The sequence below is a fragment of the Leptospira mayottensis 200901116 genome (assembly GCF_000306675.2).
Lineage (GTDB): Bacteria > Spirochaetota > Leptospiria > Leptospirales > Leptospiraceae > Leptospira > Leptospira mayottensis.
The window spans coordinates 1,026,264-1,045,205 of record NZ_CP024871.1; the positions used below are offsets into that span (position 1 = coordinate 1,026,264).

At 40.3% G+C, this 18,942-nt stretch carries 15 protein-coding genes and 3 pseudogenes; 11 read left to right on the top strand and 7 right to left on the bottom strand.

Translation table 11 applies throughout. From position 1 onward, the window contains the following. Window positions 1–106 precede the first annotated feature (106 nt). Complete coding sequence (locus LEP1GSC190_RS04595) at window positions 107–1,954, top strand: hypothetical protein (RefSeq protein ID WP_002745553.1); 1,848 nt, start codon at window positions 107–109, stop codon at window positions 1,952–1,954. 16 nt (window positions 1,955–1,970) lie between these two features. Beyond that, window positions 1,971–2,690 (top strand): carbon-nitrogen hydrolase family protein, encoded by a 720-nt coding sequence (locus tag LEP1GSC190_RS04600; protein WP_002745430.1) that lies wholly within the window; start codon window positions 1,971–1,973, stop codon window positions 2,688–2,690. 118 nt (window positions 2,691–2,808) lie between these two features. On the opposite strand, the gene LEP1GSC190_RS04605 is transcribed toward LEP1GSC190_RS04600, so the two are convergent. Next, window positions 2,809–3,771, bottom strand: a complete 963-nt coding sequence (locus LEP1GSC190_RS04605; protein ID WP_002745385.1) for an ankyrin repeat domain-containing protein — start codon at window positions 3,769–3,771, stop codon at window positions 2,809–2,811. A 397-nt stretch (window positions 3,772–4,168) separates the two neighbouring features. On the opposite strand from LEP1GSC190_RS04605, the pseudogene LEP1GSC190_RS20985 reads away from it, so the two are divergent. The 6 genes and pseudogenes from LEP1GSC190_RS20985 to LEP1GSC190_RS04630 form a co-directional block, all read left to right on the top strand. Beyond that, window positions 4,169–4,441 (top strand): annotated as a pseudogene (locus LEP1GSC190_RS20985) (gfo/Idh/MocA family oxidoreductase); the annotation flags it as partial. Between the two features lie 93 nt (window positions 4,442–4,534). Next, window positions 4,535–5,422: pseudogene (locus tag LEP1GSC190_RS04610) on the top strand (Gfo/Idh/MocA family protein); the annotation flags it as partial. 11 nt (window positions 5,423–5,433) lie between these two features. Then, entirely contained in the window at window positions 5,434–7,146 is a 1,713-nt protein-coding gene (locus LEP1GSC190_RS04615; protein ID WP_002745597.1) for an ABC1 kinase family protein, read from the top strand. Next, window positions 7,143–7,691 (top strand): lipoprotein signal peptidase, encoded by a 549-nt coding sequence (locus LEP1GSC190_RS04620; protein ID WP_002745634.1) that lies wholly within the window; start codon window positions 7,143–7,145, stop codon window positions 7,689–7,691. The genes LEP1GSC190_RS04615 and LEP1GSC190_RS04620 overlap by 4 nt, the downstream gene beginning before the upstream one ends. Window positions 7,692–7,695: 4 nt before the next feature. Continuing rightward, on the top strand, window positions 7,696–8,223 hold the full coding sequence (locus tag LEP1GSC190_RS04625; RefSeq protein ID WP_002745460.1) for a cyclic nucleotide-binding domain-containing protein: 528 nt from the start codon (window positions 7,696–7,698) through the stop codon (window positions 8,221–8,223). After that, on the top strand, window positions 8,216–9,283 hold the full coding sequence (locus LEP1GSC190_RS04630; RefSeq protein WP_002745510.1) for an AI-2E family transporter: 1,068 nt from the start codon (window positions 8,216–8,218) through the stop codon (window positions 9,281–9,283). The genes LEP1GSC190_RS04625 and LEP1GSC190_RS04630 overlap by 8 nt, the downstream gene beginning before the upstream one ends. A 309-nt stretch (window positions 9,284–9,592) precedes the next feature. Here LEP1GSC190_RS04630 and LEP1GSC190_RS04635 read toward each other — a convergent pair whose 3' ends face one another. Continuing rightward, complete coding sequence (locus LEP1GSC190_RS04635; protein ID WP_002745614.1) at window positions 9,593–10,516, bottom strand: DMT family transporter; 924 nt, start codon at window positions 10,514–10,516, stop codon at window positions 9,593–9,595. Between the two features lie 383 nt (window positions 10,517–10,899). On the opposite strand from LEP1GSC190_RS04635, the gene LEP1GSC190_RS04645 reads away from it, so the two are divergent. Beyond that, a complete protein-coding gene (locus LEP1GSC190_RS04645) occupies window positions 10,900–11,178 on the top strand; it encodes a hypothetical protein (protein WP_002745449.1) in 279 nt (92 codons plus the stop codon). 17 nt (window positions 11,179–11,195) lie between these two features. Here the strand turns inward: LEP1GSC190_RS04645 and LEP1GSC190_RS04650 are convergent, their stop codons facing one another. After that, window positions 11,196–12,056, bottom strand: a complete 861-nt coding sequence (locus LEP1GSC190_RS04650; protein ID WP_036035810.1) for a bile acid:sodium symporter family protein — start codon at window positions 12,054–12,056, stop codon at window positions 11,196–11,198. Between the two features lie 259 nt (window positions 12,057–12,315). On the opposite strand from LEP1GSC190_RS04650, the pseudogene LEP1GSC190_RS20705 reads away from it, so the two are divergent. Both LEP1GSC190_RS20705 and LEP1GSC190_RS04660 read left to right on the top strand, forming a co-directional pair. Further along, window positions 12,316–12,708 (top strand): annotated as a pseudogene (locus tag LEP1GSC190_RS20705) (hypothetical protein). 68 nt (window positions 12,709–12,776) lie between these two features. Then, window positions 12,777–13,484: a lysophospholipid acyltransferase family protein gene (locus LEP1GSC190_RS04660; protein WP_002745395.1), complete on the top strand. Its 708-nt coding sequence runs from the start codon at window positions 12,777–12,779 to the stop codon at window positions 13,482–13,484. 246 nt (window positions 13,485–13,730) lie between these two features. On the opposite strand, the gene LEP1GSC190_RS04665 is transcribed toward LEP1GSC190_RS04660, so the two are convergent. From LEP1GSC190_RS04665 to LEP1GSC190_RS04680, 4 genes are all read right to left on the bottom strand, one after another. Further along, entirely contained in the window at window positions 13,731–15,572 is a 1,842-nt protein-coding gene (locus LEP1GSC190_RS04665; RefSeq protein ID WP_036047588.1) for an esterase/lipase family protein, read from the bottom strand. A gap of 338 nt (window positions 15,573–15,910) precedes the next feature. Then, a complete protein-coding gene (locus LEP1GSC190_RS04670) occupies window positions 15,911–16,363 on the bottom strand; it encodes a response regulator (protein ID WP_002745596.1) in 453 nt (150 codons plus the stop codon). Continuing rightward, a complete protein-coding gene (locus LEP1GSC190_RS04675; protein WP_036047575.1) occupies window positions 16,356–17,753 on the bottom strand; it encodes a sensor histidine kinase in 1,398 nt (465 codons plus the stop codon). Before LEP1GSC190_RS04675 ends, LEP1GSC190_RS04670 begins: the two co-directional genes overlap by 8 nt. A gap of 313 nt (window positions 17,754–18,066) precedes the next feature. Next, entirely contained in the window at window positions 18,067–18,816 is a 750-nt protein-coding gene (locus LEP1GSC190_RS04680) for a methyltransferase domain-containing protein (protein ID WP_002745585.1), read from the bottom strand. Between the last annotated feature and the right edge of the window lie 126 nt (window positions 18,817–18,942).

Here is an 18,942-nt window from a genome sequence, read left to right on the forward strand (position 1 = left end):
CTGGAAGAAAGGCCTGTCAAGAAGTAAAATAGAGTAGTAACTTTCTTGATTTATTTCTTAGAACTGTGAATTTGAACTGAGACGCGGAATTGCAAGGATTGCACTTATGGCTGAGTTTGATAAAACGAAACGCTCTATTGGAGTGAATAATCTGGATGATAAGGCCAGAAAAGAAATGTTTAATAAATTCCAGTCTGCCGGCGGGAAAGTCGTCAGTGAAAAGGATAAAAAGAAAGAAGAAGCCGAATCCGGTAGACAGCCTAACGTTCGTCAAGGCCAGAGAGGTGGAAGAGATTCCTCTTCACGCGGCGGAACTTCGTCCCGTTCTGGTATGGGAGGAGGAAAAGGTGGCGGCTCTGTCGGAGGGTCTAAAGGACCTAGTCCGAGAGATAGAAAAGCTCTCGAAGACGAAATGGGAAATTTCATCAATCGTCTTTCCGTTCGGGTTAAATGTTGGTTGGGAAGAGTTACCGGATTTTCTTCTCCCGATCTATTACCTACTTTTTTATCCGATTTTAATCTCTATGGAAAAAAATCCCTTCTTGAATTGAACTTTGTTGGAAATGATATCCTCGGAAATCCGACATACGCGGGAAAGATAGCAAAGGAACTCGACGCTCAGAATCCCATTTATATTGAACTTTTAGGGAGAATGCATAAGCTATACGATAACGCGGAAGTAAACCAAGTGTTAGAGCCGCATAACGCGGCCCCGGATCTACCCGTTGCGATTTCCAGAGTCAAAGATCCCTTGTATTCCATTTTTAAAAAATTATACTATGTTTATCCGTTTCAGGGAAGTTATGTGAAGGCTCTCAATCTCGGATACTCCGCCCTGGAAAAATTGGAAGGGAAACCTACTGCTATCTACAACACGAAGAAAAAGCGCGCTCTTCAGGAATTCGATTATCTATTCGGAACCTTATTCGAAAAGTTTTATCTTGTCGTTCTTAGAAACGAAAACAAGAACATTCCTCTCTTAAGCAATACGATGGAATCCGTTCTCGGAATTCTTCCCGAAGAGAAACCGGGTCATAGACAGCAAGGGGAAGAGTTGGATGAAATCTCCGGAGGTGCGACACCCGAAGAGGGCGCTCCCGTAGAAGAAAAGAAAGAAGAAACCAACCCCGAAGATTCCCTCAGTAAAGAACTCAAATACGGTTTGAAACTGATGAGAATGCTTCCTCTTGATCAGCTTCGTAAAAAACACGATCCGAAGGGAGAATATGAAGATATTCTTTCTGAGGATAAGGCGTTTTTGACCTGGCTTTTCTTTAAGGAATTTGACGCCGAATATTCTTTCGTGATGACAACCAAAAAGATCGAAATTAAACCTGCGATCGTAAATGGCGCTAAGGTCGACTATAGAGAGAAGATGATCGATCATTATGAGACGACTCGGGCTTCAATCGAGCAGTTTAGAATTTACGATCAGTATTATAAGGAACTAAAAAATCATCTTAAAAATCCGGGTGCCAATTACATCGAAGCCTCTAAAAAAACTAGCGCTTTAGAAACAAAAAAAAGCCAACAATCCAGAAATGTCCGTGTGACGGTTAAAGAATTCGTGGAAAAGACAGCCGAAATTTTGGAGAAACTCATCACAGATATGAAATCCAAAAAAGAGATCGTCACTAACATGGATGAAATTATGACCTTGGATATGATGGAATCAAAAAGAAGGTTGAATAAAAAACCGATCAAACAGTGTATCATGGAAGCGTATTGTTTTGCGATTGCGTTTGCGGGCCGTCTTGAAAACGGGGATTTATTCGGAGGAGTAACCGAACTTTCTTCCGAAGAGATGGAAAAAGAATTCGGTATCAAAACGGAACAATCTTCTGTTAACGAATCCGATCTAGGAATTCCGGGAGGCGGCTCGTCCGGAGCCGGGGGGGCTGAAAAACTCGATTCGGACTCGTTAGGCGTTGATCCTTCCATTTTAGGCGATTGATCGGGCGGTATCGATTTTGGCTTCCGCAAAAGTTACACTTTTTCAAAAACATATCAACCGACCCGTTTCGAACGATCAGAAACTAAAACTTTCGAGGGAAAAATCTGACTTTTTACTTTTGCCGGAGTATTTTCCATTCTACGATTTGTCTTCCTCTCCGGAAAAACTTTCCGAAAAATCTAAAATCCTTTCCGACGAGCTCTTGCAGATTTCCGAATATTATAAAGGTGTAATTATCGGAGGGTCCATGTTCAGAAAGGACGATTTCGGAAAACTGAAAATCAGCGTTCCGATCATTCAGGATGTGGTAGTCGTGGATTGGTATGATAAACGGGAACTTTCCTCTGAAGAAAACGTTGCCACTCCGGGCGATGCGGAAACGATTTTTATCATGGGAGGTTTTCGTTTCGGGGTCGTGGCTGGAAAGGAAATCCTAAGTTTCAAACGTTTGGAGGAATTGAAATCTCAGGGTGTAAATCTTCTTTTTCACATTGATTGCATTTCGGAACCTGATTTCACTCACGCACAGGACTTAGAACGTTATGTGAAGCTTTCTTCTCAGTATGATATTTTTATTGCAAGAGTTGGGGGTGTTGGTGCGGTGTTCGGTCATAATTGTATCGGTAGAAGTCTTTTGTCCACTTCTTCCGGAGTGAATTGGAAGGTCGCTGAATCAGAAAAGAACAAAGAGGTTATCAAAACCGTTACGATCAACGGTGTGAACAGTTTGTTTTAGGTTTTTAATATTCAAAAACTGAAATGTGTTTCTCGGAATTCCATCGTTTAAAATTGTAGACCGGTCCGTTTTGAGGTTCTCTCTAACCAAATTTTCCTGGGACGATTGACGTAAAAATCTACTGAGAGATTTTTTCTTGATTTTCCTTAATCCTGTTTTTTTTCAAAATCAAAGTTTCCAAGTCGATCAGTTTTTGTTTTCTTACTTCTTCCAGAGGAGTTCTTCCTTGTGTATCCGAGATGTTCGGGTCGGCGCCTAGTTCTAGTAACTTTTCGGATAAGGCAATTCTCCTTTTGAGAATGGCCTGTAAAAGTGGGGTGATTCCTTCCGCATTTCTATGATTTACGTTCGTTCCGCTTTTTACGAGAAGTTCCGGGATTCGAGGGTCGATATCGGATTCTTCCGAAAGAAAATGAAGCGCGTTGTCGACTCCGGCTTGGATCTGTTTTCCATCTTGGCTCTTATCATGAAGGCGGCTCGTATAATCCGCCTTTGCGTTGTTTTTCAAAAGAAATTCTACAATTGAAAAATTTGCCGAAGACGAACCGGCTCCGCACGCAAGAAAGAGAGGAAATTCCTCCGGACTTCCCTTATCGAAGTTTACATCGGCCTGATTCTCTACTAGAAACTGTACAAGCACGAGATTCCCATGACGAATCGCCACATTTAAGATTGAAACGGGAAGAGTCTTTGTTGCATCGACCTTGGAAAGATATTCCAATTTAGCTCCGGATTCGATCAATCGTTTCGGAACCGCGAGGTCGTCTATGTCTAGAACTTTTACATCAAAAAGTCCAGATAAACTTTCCATCAGTACGGAACTTCCATCTTTATCCTGAGCGTTTACGTTGGCTCCCGCACGGATTAGAACTTCCGCGACTTCGGGTCTGTGGTCCGCGAGCATCAAAGCTGTTTTGCCTCTGGAATCGGTAGCGTCTACGGAAGCTCCCGCTTGGATTAAAAGTTGCGTTTTTTTAGGATCTCCTTCCTGGACGGATCGTAAAAACTCGCTGTCCAAAGCCGGGTCGGCCCATAGAAGGAACGGAACTATTAAAAGGAGACTATGAATTCTTAAAATCATCGTAATATTGATAAACCCTCGTACTATATTAAATCGGATTTTTTACGTGTGGTATCCACATTTTTGAAATCCGTTTTTTATAGGAATCTGAAAATACTTTGACCCTTTCTTCTTTCAGAGGTTCCTATTTGTTTTCAGAGTTCTTTCAAATGCATCGATCCTTTTGAAAATGCACATATTATGACTCTCTAGGTAACCGATTCCTGTCTGAAAAACTCTATACATAACAGCTTCTATGCGGAGTTTTTATTGATGATTTCCGTCGAATCCAAATCGTTTTGAGAAAAGAAGGAAATTTTTGTTTTCAAATCCATGAACCAAAGAATCGCTTCGAAATCCGGCTGGGTCAAGTCAAAATAACTCTTGAGTCGAATGCCCGAAATGGTTTCATCATCTTATGATTCCCGTTTTACTCATAGGTCTGGGGAGAATTGCTTCTCTCCTGGAAAAGGACTCCTTTCGTAACCGTCCTTGCACGCACGCTGGAGCGATTTTTTCACCTTGGGGAAAAAAGAAATTCTTTCTCGTAGGAGCGATTGATCCATCCGAAGATCGAAGGAACCGATTTTGCAAAGATTGGAATATTCCAAAAAATTTATGTTTTCCCGATTTTAAAAATTGGGCTTCCTCGTTTTATTCTTCCCAAAGTAAAAAAGATTCGGCAGTTACAAGTCCGGACAATAGGACTGAGTATTCCGATAGGAAAACGAAACGTAGGAACTCTTCGGGAACACGATTGATTTATCCAGAAGGTCTGGATTTGGCTAACTTCAAAAATGTAAATTCTGCCGATTTACGATCGGAAAAAAAAAGCCGTAACTCATTACATTCGAATTCAATCGACTTGAGTTCCTATCTTGTAGTGATCGCGACCCCCTCTGAGACGCACTATCAACTTGCAAAGGCCGCGATCGAATTTGGGTTTCGTCATCTTTTGGTCGAAAAACCGGTTTGCCATTCTCTTCCGCTTGCGCGCAAACTCGCGGAACTCTGTTATAAAACGGGAACGGATCTGCGAGTCAATCACGAGAGAAGATACCATCCTATTTACAAACAAGTTCGTAAATGGATCCAAGAAGAAACTTACGGGCCGGTTCGAACGATACGCGCATCCGTTCTGACTTCTGTGAGAAATCCGGGTCGCGCAGTTTTGGACAAAACTGGACCTCTCTTTCATGACGGAACTCACGCGGTTGATCTTTTAACCTGGTATCTGGGAATGCCGGACCGGGTCGTTTCTGTTTTACGATCCTACCCAAATTCTCCCGTGGAAGAGCAGGCTTTAGCTCTGATGACCTATCCCAAGGGGGAGACAGTTTTTTTGGAAGTGGGGGGAATGAGGAATTACTTTCAATTTGAATTGGATATCCAAACGGAGAACGCGCGTTTTCTCGTCGGAAACGACGAGGTTCGTTTTTGGAAATCCAAACCTTCCCGAAAATACAAAGGATTTAAAAGTTTGACTTCGGTTTCAATTTCCGAAAAATCTTCCGCAGGCTCGAATCCGTTTCTCAATTTATACGATTCTCTTTTTCGGCATTTGTCCGGAAAATCGTCCCGGGTCACCGGGGATATGGAGGAGAATCTTCAAATTCTCACCTTACTGGATACGATCCGGAGAAGAGCCGAAAAAAGATTCCTGGGAGTTTAGAAGTTTCACGTATGCTCGTTTCTTCCACAGCTGAACCTCAGGAAACCCAATCATACAAACGACACGGTAGTTCCTGGAGATTTTGGAATGCGAGTTCCTTCGTCTGGAAAAAGATATGGTCTATATTCTGGTTTTTTAAACTGGGAAAAATCTTTTTTCCTTCCTATAGAGATAGGGTCGTTCAGGAAAAATTCTTTCGTACATTAGGAGAAGATTGCCGTAATTTCTTCTTATCCATGGGAGGAGTTTATATCAAGCTCGGTCAGTATCTCGGAAATCTTTCCCATATCTTTCCGGATTCGTTTACCGAATCTCTTCAAGATCTTCAGGACAGAGTTCCTCCTCATCCCTTTTCGGAAATCGAAGAACGTTTCCGTTTGGAATTCGGGAAAGAAATCACTAAAGTTTTTCCGAACATTCAAAGCGTTCCAGAAGCGAGTGCGTCTACGGCTCAGGTTCACGTTGCTTCCATTGGAGGCCAAAAGGTTGCCGTAAAAGTTTTATATCCTGGAATCGAAACTTTGATTGCAGACGATTTGAAGAATATCCGCTCTTTTTTGAAAAGAATCAATCGTTATCTCCTTCGTTTTGAGTACAAAAAAATTCACGACGAAATCACCCATCTCATAACCAGAGAGACCGATCTTCAATTGGAAGCGGATTCTTATGATCGGATGAGACAACTTTTCGCCGAAGAACCGGATTACGTATTTCCAAAAGTTATCCGTGCATTTTCAGGTAAAAGTGTTTTGGTTACGGAATTTATAGAAGGGGTCAAAATTACAATGGCGATTCCCGTTCTCAAAGGTCAGGCTAAGTCCAGGCCCGTGGAACTTCTTGTTCGTGCCTATGTGTTGATGATTTTTCAATATCGTTTTTATCATGCGGACCCGCATCCCGGAAATCTGATTTACACGAAAGATGAAAAACTTTGTTTCATTGATTTCGGAGCCGTGGGGGAGATGAATGTTATCAGGGTTTTTGCTTTGAAAAAAATCTTTCTCTGTGCGATTGCCAAAGATTACTATGGAGTTGTTTCCGGCTTAAACGACATTGGTGCGTTATCCGTTTCTGCGGATCGGGATAAACTCGAAGAGGTTGTTCGTTACTCTTTGGAAAAGTTGGGAAGATTCGTCGCGGATACGGATTATTTCCGAAATCTTTCTCTGGATCAGATTCATACCAGGGAGGATCGACTTTTCTTAAAGGAGATCAATTCTAGTCTGAAGGAAATTTTTAGAATGATTCAGATTCCAGAAAATTTTATTTTCCTGGAACGTGTTTTGGGTTTACTGGTAGGGATTACCGCGATTTTGGATCCTTACAGAACCGTTTTGGACTACGGGGAAAAACCATTCCGGGCTGTCGCCACCGGAAAAGAAGGCGGACTGGAGTTTTCTTTGTTAAACGAAGATAAGAATCTTTTAAGTCATGCTCTTTCCATTCCGGGAGAATTTTACAAAGTACTTCAGAACATCAATCGGGGAAGGCAGGGAATCCAACTCCGGGAGGTGGAACGGCACACTCGGAAGATGTACATTCTGGGACATCAGTTTTTATATTCCGGATTCCTGGTTGCGGGAATTCATTTCGGAAATTACTATTTCGAAAAAGGAATGGAAATTCAAAGTTGGGGATTTTTTGGAACCTCCGGATTTTTTGGGCTGATACTTATTTATTCATTTTGGAAAAACAAACTTAAAAAGAAAGGAACTCTCTCGTGAAATATTTTGAAAAACGGTTTTTAGACGTCTATCGCCCTCTTTATATAGGCGTTATCTTTCTCGGAATCGTATTGGATCTTGTGACTAAGTTTCTCGTCATTCTCTACTTTGAACCGCACCGTTATCTGGAAGTGCTTGGAAATTTTTTCAGAATGACTCTTACCTTCAATACCGGTTTCGTATTCGGAGCGTTTCAAGATAATGCGATCCCATCTTTGATTGCAACCGGAATTGCAATTGTGTTTCTCATCGGATACAGATGGAAAAATTACGATCTTGGAAATCCTTGGGGGTGGAATCTCGTAATGGCCGGTGCTTTTGGAAATTTTCTGGATAAGTTCTTCGTAAAAATTCCGGGCACGGGATTTCGTTTTGGGTTTCAACCGAACGTGGGAGAATACATCGGAGTCGTCGATTTCTTGGATTTTGATTGGCCTGATTTTCTTCTTTTTTCAAGATGGCCTGCGTTCAATGTGGCGGATTCCTGCGTGACGATCGGGCTTACGATTCTGATCTTTACGATGAAACTCGAAGAGGAGAAATAATTTCTTGAAAGCTCTTGATCTACCCATCTGGAGAAAATTATTCATTCGTAAGGAAGCGAATAACAAGGCGATCATTCAGTTTCTTAGGGAAACTTCCGTTTTTGGGAAAATGAAAAAAAGAACCTTAATTGAGATCGCGAGGATGGTACACGTTCGAGAGTATCAGGAAAGCGAAATGGTCTTTCGTCAGGGAGATGTCGGGGCAGGATTTTATCTGGTCTATGAAGGTTCGGTCGTAATTCGTTCCGTTAGGGATGGAATCGAACTTGATCTCGCTCATCTTGATCGGCATTCGTTCTTCGGAGAACTTTCCCTTTTTACGGAAGAAAGAAGAACTGCTAGCGCGATCACTCTTGAACCAACCACGTTGCTTGGATTTTTTCAACCCGATCTCAAAGAAATCATAGAAACAAAACCGAGGATCGGCATTGAAATTCTCATGAGTCTTTCTACGGTGATCGTGGAAAGATTGCATAGGACCAATGGACTTTTAGAAAAAGCCTACTTCAAAGGAAAACAAAAGAATGCGTGATCCGGAAATCGGGGAGTTTTCCGGATATTTCATTCGGACGAGTTTTTTTCTCATCGTTGCCTTTACAGTCGTCGTTTCTCTTTGGGGACTTCAATTACTCGCAGTTCCGATCGTGTTGGCTCTTTTGATCTTCTATACGTTTAATGGAATGATTAACGATCTGGAAAGTTTAGGCGTGCCTAGAATTCTTTCCATTGCAATTTTGATGTTGTTCACTAGCATTCCAATTTATCTATTTATCAACTCGGTTGCTTCTCCGATTGCGTCCACGTTAAATCCGCTTTTGAAAAACTGGAAACAGGATCTGGACGATGCAAAGTTCAAATATTTGACCGTAACCGTCAACCTTCAGTTCAATGAATTTCCCGCTTCTTGGAACGAAACGATTCGTCCTGACGAACTGATTAAGAAAATCGCGGAGCTGATGCACGAACAAGTGAAAGGGTTCGTATCTTATATTCCGACTTTGATCGGTTATCTGCTCATCACTCCTTTGTTTGCGTTTTTATTTTTACTAAACGGAAATGGAATTTATAAAAGTCTGATCTCCCTGATACCAAATCGTTATTTTGAAATGGCTCTCATGATCACGTATAAGATCAACGAACAGCTTACGAATTATCTTAAAAGTCTAATGATTCAAAGTGTGATCATCTGTGCGGTTTCCAGCTTGGGATTCTATATCATCGGATTGCCTTACTTTTACATTTTCGGTCTCTTTTTGGGAATCGCCAATTCGGTTCCTTATCTAGGTCCGGTTATGGGGGCGATTCCACCTTTGTTTTTTGCTCTCGTCATCGGCGGAACCGAAACGACGGGACTTATGATTTCTATTTTGATCGTGGTATCAATCGCGCAGATTATTGATAACTTCCTAGTACAGCCGATTGTAATTTCGGGTTCGATGTCTCTTCATCCGATTGTAATTGTAGGTGCGGTTACCGTAGGAGGGGCTGCGCTTGGTCTTGTGGGAATGCTCATCGCGGTTCCGATGGCAGCGATTTTAAAAGTGACGATTCAAACTCTTTATAGTTCTATGAAGGATCACAACCTGCTTTGATCGTACTCTTGAATCTTTAAGCCAAGGAATCAGGATTTTGGAACGATGTGATATTTATGGACTTAGCGTTAGGCGACATTGTGCTGCGCTTTTGTTTTGGGTATTTAAACGGGTAACTTATTTTGTTTCATTGAGTTGTAATGTTTAAAGGAAGGTTTGCTTGGAACGACCGCCTAACTTCGATTTCTCGCTTGTTCGTCAATGAAAAAATATAAGTCGCAAGGTTTAAAAACAATTTGGTAATCCTTGCGCGCAAATAGGTTACTTTCGTAAAATATAAGTTTTTCCAATATACGTTTTCTTTGTTTTTTAAGACTTACCTTCGGTTTTTGGTTCCGTTTTTTTTCCACCGATCCAAAGAGCTCCCGTTAAAACGAGGATGGTTCCTGCAAGTCCGGGGAAAGTGATTGGTTCTCCGAGAAATATCCAGGCAAGTAAAATTGTAGACATCGGACCCACTGAACCCACAATTGCCGCTTTTCCAGAACCGATCATTCGAATTCCTTCCGTGGTAAAATAAGCCGGAATTACGGTCGTTAAAACTCCGAGAGCCAGTCCGTATAAATATACGTTAGTGGGCTGGATCAGGGAAGCCGGATGGCGAGTGATAAGAAAGTGAATTATGACGATCGAACCGGATAAAAGCATTAGATATGAAGTGAATCGAACCGAACCAAGTTTCGGAATCAAAGATTCGCTTCCTACGAGGTATAAAGCGTAAGCGATCGCCGACCCGAGTACAAATAGCACACCTTTCGTTGTATTTGGTCCTTCGGCCTGAATGTCTCCTATAAATGCGACGACGATTCCGGAATATGTGAGAAGAATTGCAAATATTTCCGCTTTTTTAATTTTCCTTTTGAAAAGTATAGAACCGATAATGAGTACGATCGTAGGATATACAAATAAGGTAATTCTTTCCAAACCCGCTGAGATATATTCCAAACCTATAAAGTCGAATAGACTCGCGAGGTAGTAACCTAAAAAGCTAAGAATTAAAATTAAGCCCCAATCTTTTTTTGTGAGATTTACAAAGTTCTTGTTTGTATTTCCGGAGCGGTAGGCGATCCAAGCGAAAAATGGGATTGCAAACAACATTCTGAATGCGAGCGCCGTAGTCGAATCGATATTGTATCGATAGACCAATTTGACAAGGATCGCCTTTGCGGAAAAGAAAACGGCTCCCGTTAATACAAGAGAGATTCCCCAAAAAGGTTTCCATTTGGATTCCATAAATCCATCTCTTATTCCCAAGGGTTTTTTAAAAAGATTTTTTCATCAACGGAAGGAAAGAGGTTTTCGATTTTTTCGTTTCCATTCTTTGACTTTTTGAATTTGGACATAACAATTACTCAGAAAGAAGGAAGGTTTGCATCCTAAAAGATGATATCCTTCGTGAATGAAAGTTTTTTTGGTAACCTATGAGGAATCGTTCTGGTTCGACCTAAAATGAACCCTCTCGTTCCGGTTTTTATTTCCACGGCCCCGAAAATCTGGATTTCGAAAAATACAAAAGCGATTCCAACGAGTTCGAAAGCCGTGTCGTTTAATTTTCCTCCGGCAGCTGCAAGAAATTGATCGCATCGGTCGGGTAGATCTGTTAAAAAATCAGATCTATGATCATTATCCCGCCCGGCTCGGATGTTTTAATTTTTGACATCTCTTATATAAAGTTATTTTATAATATTCTAATTCTTTTTTATTTTCAGGATCAAGTTCTGTTGATTCTTAGTCGGAAACTTTTACGTCATGCGGAATATAAGAGTTTCTTCGTTACTAAAATCGATTCCCTTCCGAATCGCGTTTCTGCGGGATCCGGTCGTTGTACGATGAATTTGAATTACAAAGAAAGACTAAAACGCGCGACTTTGACGGATATCTTTCCGGATTTTTGATCTATGATCATTTTCTCTTAACTTTGATTTCTATGCATCCAGATCGAAAAGAGGCCCCCCGTGGCAAACATAATCAAGCTGTAAATTGCAGACGGAATCGCCATTGCCGGATTGTTTAGGATTGTACTTGCGATTGCAATTCCCAAGGTTCCGTTCTGAATTCCCACTTCGATCGTAATGGAAGTTCTTTGGGAATGTGTAACCTTCATCAGAGTCGCTCCCATATAACCCAATATCATCGTAATTAGATTGAGGGCCAAGGAAGCGGGACCCACCTGGATGAAAAATGGTACGATGTTCTGTCTTTCGCGAACAATGGCACCTGTGATGATTAGGATCAGAAAAATTCCGGAAAGAACTTTTATCGTTTTTTCGAACTTTCGGGAAAAGTCTGGTTTTTTCGCGTTGAGAATCATTCCGATTGACACCGGTAATACAGTGATCAGAAAGATTTGGAGAATCGTCTGAGGAATGTTGAGTTCGATCATTTGTCCAGCTCCGAGAAAATGGTGCATGGACATATTTAAAAGGAACGGAATTGAAAGAACGGTGATACAACTTGTTATCGCGGTTAACGTTATAGAAAGGGCAACGTCTCCTTTTGCAAGGTGAGTGATAAGGTTGGAAGTCGCTCCCCCCGGACAGATCGCTAAAAGAATCAGGCCTACGGAAAGTTCTCCCGAAAGTCCGGAGACGCTTGCGATCAGCCATCCCGTGATCGGCAAAAGCAGAAGTTGCAGTGTTAACCCCGTGAGCACTGCTTTGGGAAGGACGAAAATTCGTTTGAAGTCGGCTATGGTGAGTGTCATTCCCATTCCGAACATGATGATACCTAACGCGACTGGAAGAAATATCTTTGTCAGTAAATTGGATTCCATTGTTTAAGACCTATTTTTGTTTCAAACTCTGTACAAAAGTTCTTACTTAAAGTCCACAGAATTTTTGAATTCTTTAAATTTTATATTTCCGATTTTCTTAGGGTGGAGTGTTCGAAATAAAAATAGAAAAATCTGAATTTAAAATTCGAATTTAATTTCTATCTTGTATTCGATTCGATGAAAGCTTTTCCGGGGATTTTTTTGTGAAAACTTGACAGATAATAAAATGGAGCCGTTTTTCCGGACACATTGAAAAAACCTGAAGATTATTTATTTTTCTCTGTTAATCGATTTGGTTTTGTTTGGTGGCGTTTTTGTGTTTTTTACAGGTCCAAATGGAAATCTATCTGGGATGTAGTGGAATTATTTTGAAAATCACGATTTCCCTTTTACCGATCTCTTGGTATATTCCTTTATTTTTTGCTATAAAAAAATGGTTCTGGATAATTTGGGATCGAAAGAGAAATTCGTATCTTATTCTCGGTCTAAAATTTTTTTCATAATTTTTTTAGACGCAGGTTATGTCATCAACGACGTCTTTTATTTCGTATTGGATCGGGGAATGGGAATCTTTTTTGCAAGTATATTGATTTTATTTTCTAGGGAGAAAGAATTTTTTTCTTTGTATAAAACGCAGGAATTTCTTTCCTAAATTGAGGTGGATTATAACCCAAAAAAAGAGATGATGAATTTCCAAATTCGGAAAAATCTCGTGCTTACATGGAAGAACGTTCTATCATTCATAAAAACGAAAAGCAGTCTTTTAAAAGAAAGTTTTTAATTTGGTTCATTCCGTTTCTTGTAGTTAATCTACAGAAGCTGGTTGGGTTTACTTCTCGAAGAATCAATATCGGAAACGAAAGTTTTGAGAAAATTCGTAGGGAAAAAAAACCTTATATCCTTTCAGTTTGGCATACGAATGTTTTATATTCTCCTTATCTCAACCGAAACTTAGGAATGGCCGTTCTCATTTCCGAATCCAAAGATGGGGATTTTATCAATCAGGTTGTTCATCGATTCGGTAATTGCAGCGTTCGAGGAAGTTCTTCTAAGGGAGGCTCCAAGGCCCTCAAAGCATTGATTACTCATCTTAAAAAAAATCTTCCTGCGGCGATGACGCCCGATGGTCCTAGAGGTCCGGCATTAGTCGTACAACCCGGTTTGATCGCTTCTGCTCAGATTTCTCAAGTCCCTATCGTTCCTTTTCATTATGAATGTACACGTCAATGGGTTGCCGAAAGAGCCTGGGATAAACATAGAATTCCGAAACCGTTTACTACTTTCGTGGTTTCGTACGGAGAGTCGATTTATATCCCTAGAGATTTGGATGAAAAAGGTTTTGAAGAGGCTCGGCTGAAAGTAGAAAAAGCGATGCTCGAAAACCGACAGAGGAGCATCGATAAGGCCGAAGAATTAAGAAAAAAATAATATTCTTAAAATAGAATGTACTAAAATTGGTCGGCTTTTTTGGGTTAAAACTTTGTTTGTATATGTCTCGCCTGAAAATATATTTTGTGAGTGTGCGATGAAATTGGAACGATTTTTTTTAATAACTGAAAGATGTTGCCTTTTTGTACGATTTCGACGTTGCCCGAGTTTTTGGAGTTTTACGGTTCAATAGTATCCGAAATGTACCTCAAAACAAGGTATCAATTTTACAAGCCAAACATCGTTTTATGGGGTGTGTTCTTTTAAAATTCTTTTCACTTCTAAAAAAGTAGGAGGATGATTCTGCACCGAGTGTTCGGACTGAATCAGCGTTTCCGATTCTGAGTTTTCCAGATGGGAGCTTTCATACGGAACAACTGTATCGCTGATCCAATCTAAGTCGACAAGTTTAGAATTCCCGATAATCGAATGGAACTTCACTTGCGGTTTATAGTCTCTCGTTACTTTCATAAAAAGGCTTTTGGGTGCAAGTCCGTCGACTCCGTACACTCTTGGAACTATATCTCCTTTTTTGTAGTTAGGGTTTAGAAATTTGTAACCTTCTTCGAATTTTTTGATTACTTCTTTCGGAATGATAAAAAGAAATCTTGCGATCGAACCTAAAATTCCTTCCGCTAAATTCGATCCTTTGTGTGGAGTGGCTATGAAGACAGCTCTTTTTACGAAAGGTACCGGATCGAAGTCGACCAGTCTGCTGATTTCTTTTTTGGTTTCTTCGTTTATCGTGTCGAACACGGAATAGGGAATTTTGGCTGCATCCATCCATTGTTCTTTGTTACTGTGTGTCACAGCTAATTTTACGATCAATCCGCCCATACTGTGGCCGACTAAAACGGTTTGATCGAAACTTTTGTGTTCTTTGTTCGGGTCATAGATCTTTCTCAGATCATATAAAGTATCTCTAAAGTCCGCTGCGGAAAGAAGGATCGGATTTACTGTGGGATACCAATATACCCAGAATTGGTATTTCGCTTTAATTTCCGGATCGGAAAGAAGTTCGTTTATCATCGGAAACCAAATAAAAGGCGAAGACGCCAAACCATGAAGAAACACAACCGGAATTTTATCCTTATGATAGGGATAAACGAGATAGAGTCCCTTTCTGGACATACCCGTTTCTCCGTCAAAGATTGCTAGTAAATTGTCTTTTTGTTGTGCAATCGTTAGCATATAAGCGAGGGGAGTGGTCGTATCGCTTTCCATGGGTAGGTTTATTCCGTCTAACGTGATTTGATCTCGGAAAACGGGATCATAGACATGAATTTTAGCGCGTAAGTTCATAAGATCCCTGTTTCCTAAATACGATTCCTCCAAGCTTACGAATGCGGTTGCGGGATAAGCTTGTCCAACTCCGTTGATGAATTCGTATTTGATTTTTTCTTGGGATTCTTTTTCCGGAAAATTACGATTGAGAATCACCGGAGTTCCGATTCCGTACTTGCTGATATGATTGGAAAAACCTTTGACATGATAGTCGTAAGTGACTTCGATTTGCAGAAAATTTTGAGGACTCCAAGCTGTTTCCACTTCCGCGCTCGACATCTGTAAGGTTCCTCGAATCAAAGGAAGATTTAAGTCCGTAACTGCGGCCAACTTTCGATTTTTTTTTGCGTAACGTACCAGTTGTGCTAGAGAGCGATTGTAAGTGAATAAAGCGAATCTGAATTCTGCGGAGAACGGGTCTGGTGCCGGAGAAGCTTTCTTATCGAACAAATACGTGTACGTATAGACTAATGCGGAAGCATACATTTTTGCGAATTGGGAGTCTTCCATATCCAAAGAATTTCCCGTGAGATAACAGAGCTCGGAAAGATAGTAGGCAAGATTTCTAGACTTGTTTGTGATCAAATCATTGTCCAGATCGTAAATTACCACTAGGGGATATTTTTCGAACTTGTCGTAGAGGTCGTTGCTTTTCAGATAGCGTGCGGTTAAGAGACTGAGTTGATTCGAAGAGACGCTACTTAGGTTTACGAGTTTTTCCTGCTCAAATTGAGAATAACTCGATGTTGAATAGGTGGCACACTGTAGAACGGAAAGTAGAAAGAACCAAAAATAGAATTTCATCGTTTGAGAGGACCTAATTCCGATCAATAGATAAGTTCCTCTGACGAATGACAAGCAAAAAGAACGTAGATGGGTTTATATCTTGACTGGCTTTTCATTCATTGTTACAGATTGGTTTTTATTTTTAGAGCCTGTTTTAAAAACCTTAAAAGAAATCAGTTTCAATGATTCAGTAAGTTGTAATAAAATATAGAAGTTTCCACAAATTACGTCTCTTTAGTAGTTTATGAGCTTTCGAGTATATTTTATAACTGTTAAGTTCTCGTCAAGGTTCCTATATTCTGAGGTTTTTAAGACAGGTTCTTAACTGTTTTGCGGAAAACAATCCGACTGAAAAATCATTTCCCTATACCTTGATTCACTAAAATCCAATAGAATCCTATTTCACTGGCTACTTCGCTAAACTTGTCGAAGTCGAGAGGTTTTACGACGTAACTATTCACTCCGAGTCTATAACTTTCCACGATGTCTTTTTCTTCTGCGGAAGAAGTGAGGATAACCACGGGAAGCATTTTCGTAAATTCCTCGCTTCTTACTTTTCGAAGCACTTCGATTCCGTCCACTTTGGGCATCTTCAAATCTAAAAGAATTAGAGAAGGCAATTGTGTTTTGTCCCGATTCTCGTAACGTCCAGTCGCATATAAATATTCCAAGGCTTCTTCGCCGTCTCTGACGAGTTTCACTTGATTTGTAAGATTGTGTCTTTTTAAGCTTCTGAGAGTAAGTTCGGAGTCTTGTGGGTTGTCTTCCGCGTATAAGATCGAGATTGGTTTGTCCTGAAGATCATACATGATTGTCGTCAACTCCTAGGGTAAAATAAAAACAAGCGCCTTCGTTCAATTTGCTATTGCCCCAAACCTTACCGTTGTGTCTTTCGATCACCCTTTTGACGATGGCAAGTCCGACTCCGGTTCCTTCGAACTGGTCTGCGTGATGCAGCCTCTGAAAGATATTGAATAGTTTATGTTGGTATTTCATATCGAATCCCGCGCCGTTGTCTTTTACAAAGAATACGGTCTCTCCGTTGTTTTGATACGACCCGATTTCGACTTTCGGATTTTCTTTCTTTTTGGAATATTTAAAGGCATTGGAAATCAAGTTGAATAAAAGTTGTTTAAGGAGACTAGGATCTCCTTTTGTAGGAGGAAGATCTCCCACAATGGTTTCCATTTTTATATCCGGATAATAGTTCGCCGTTTCTTCCAGGATTTTTTCCACTATAACCTGCATATTCACAATGGAGAATATAGGTTCTTTTCTTCCCAATCTTGAATATTCCAGGAGATCGTCTATGAGTTCTCCCATGTTCTCGGAGCTTTGAATGATGATGTTGACAATTCTACGGCTTTCCTCCCCGAGTTCGGTTCCGTAATCTTCCAGCAAAATTTTAGAAAATCCTAATATTCCACGAATTGGAGAACGAAGGTCATGTGAAACGGAATAGGAAAACGCTTCTAAGTCTTTATTCGATCTTTCTAATCGTTCCGAATAAGTTTTGAGATTTTGATTGGATATTTCCAATACGTTTTCCGCTTTTTGACGACGTTGACTTTCCTTATAGATAGACCAGTTTTGAAGGAAAATGAAAAGAAGATTTAATGTGATTCCGGAGAAAAGCAGAGTGACCGATATCGTCAGATGCATTTTCGAATTGTTTTTTCGAATGTCTAGGAGTCGAAGCTCCTCCGTTTTTATGTCCTGAATGAGGGATTTGATTTTTTCCGATAAGTCTTTCCCCTGTGCGGAACGAAATAGCACCAAGTAATACTGCATGGATGCGTGTTTTCTTATCAAAACCAATTTGTCCATGTAGGAAAACTTTTCGTTCAAGTAGGTTTCAACGAGAGAAAGTCTTTGTTGTTGGTAAGGATGATCAATCATGCTTTCTCGAAGTTTTCCGATTCGTTCTATAACCAGGCTTTTGTTTTTGAAATAAGCATTTAGTTGTTCTTGGTCCAGATATAAAATATAAGCTCTTAAAACGGCATGAGCTTCGTTAAAAGCGGAAAAAGTTTCTTCTATGCTCAAAAGTACTTCTCGGGTATGTACTTCCCATCTTTTGAGTTCCAAGGATTGTTTCAATGTGTAATATGCGGATCCGATCATAATGAGGTTCAATACGACAATCCCGATCAATCCGTAGGCGATATTCTTTTCAATTGTATTTTTCAAAGGAAACACCTCAAGCGCGGTCTAGTATTAAGAACCGCTTATTCAATTGGAATTGACCTATTTGAACTTAACGATTCTTCGAATACTGCCGGAACTAAAAATTGCGATCACTCTTTTCCTTTACCATCTCTAAAATGGCAAGAAAAACTTAAAATCTCCACCTTGAAAATGTAGTCGTCATAGTATACTTTCCCCGGATTTAAATGAGGATTTTCTTTTGAATCGGACATTAGAGGTCGTATTTTAGGTTTTTCTGAAATAATTCGACGAGATTTTGTACTGAAAAAATTTCTTTTTTATCCCACTTCTATTTTGGAAGTTCTTATTTTCCGAAACATAGGGCCATCATATCGCCTTGGTCTAAGAGCTTTACCATGGGATCGGCGATGTGTTTTAGGGTTTTGTAAAATAAGGAAGCTTCTTTTTTTGTTGTAAGTCCGCTTCCGTATGTGATGTGTTTTTTCTTTTGAAATCCGATAGAATTGCAGAGTTTTACGATTCCCGGTAGTGAATAATAATAAAGGTGTTCCGGAACGTTCAAATACCTCCAAGAAGGGCCTTGTAGTTTTGCGAGAGTTCCCCATCTACAAGTGGAGAGGATAATTCTTCCTCCGGGTTTGAGGTGTGTATAAATTTTTTCTAATGTTTCTTTAGGTTTGTGAAGATGTTCGATGGAAGCCCAGAGTGTGATTAGGTCGAACTTTTCCGTTTTGGACGGCTTCCATTTCAAAAAGTCGGTTTGTTCTACTTTGAGCTTTAATTTTTCGCGGGCAAATTTGACGGGGGCTTCGGCAATGTCCATGCCATGGGAATCCCATCCTCTCCTTTGCATGTAGTCTACAAAATAGCCAGCCGCACAACCGACATCAAGACAACGTTTTTCAGATAGTAAGGTATTTTCCCAAATCTGAAAATCCAGATCTTTCAAGTTGAGTTCAAATACTCTAGAGATCTCGTTTCTGATCGTGTTCGAAAAATAGTTGTCATAACCTCGGTCGCTTCGTTTTAAAAAATATTCTTCCGAATAATAGGAGGCTACTTCTTCCGGAGAAGGTTGAGGGTTGACTTGCACGAGAGAGCAATATTTACACTGCACGATATGAAAAAGTTCGTTCTTATGATTGGATTTGGAAAAGAGGGGTTTGAATTTGGAAGAGCCGCAGGTATTGCAGGGGATTTTTTCCATTCTACTAGTCTA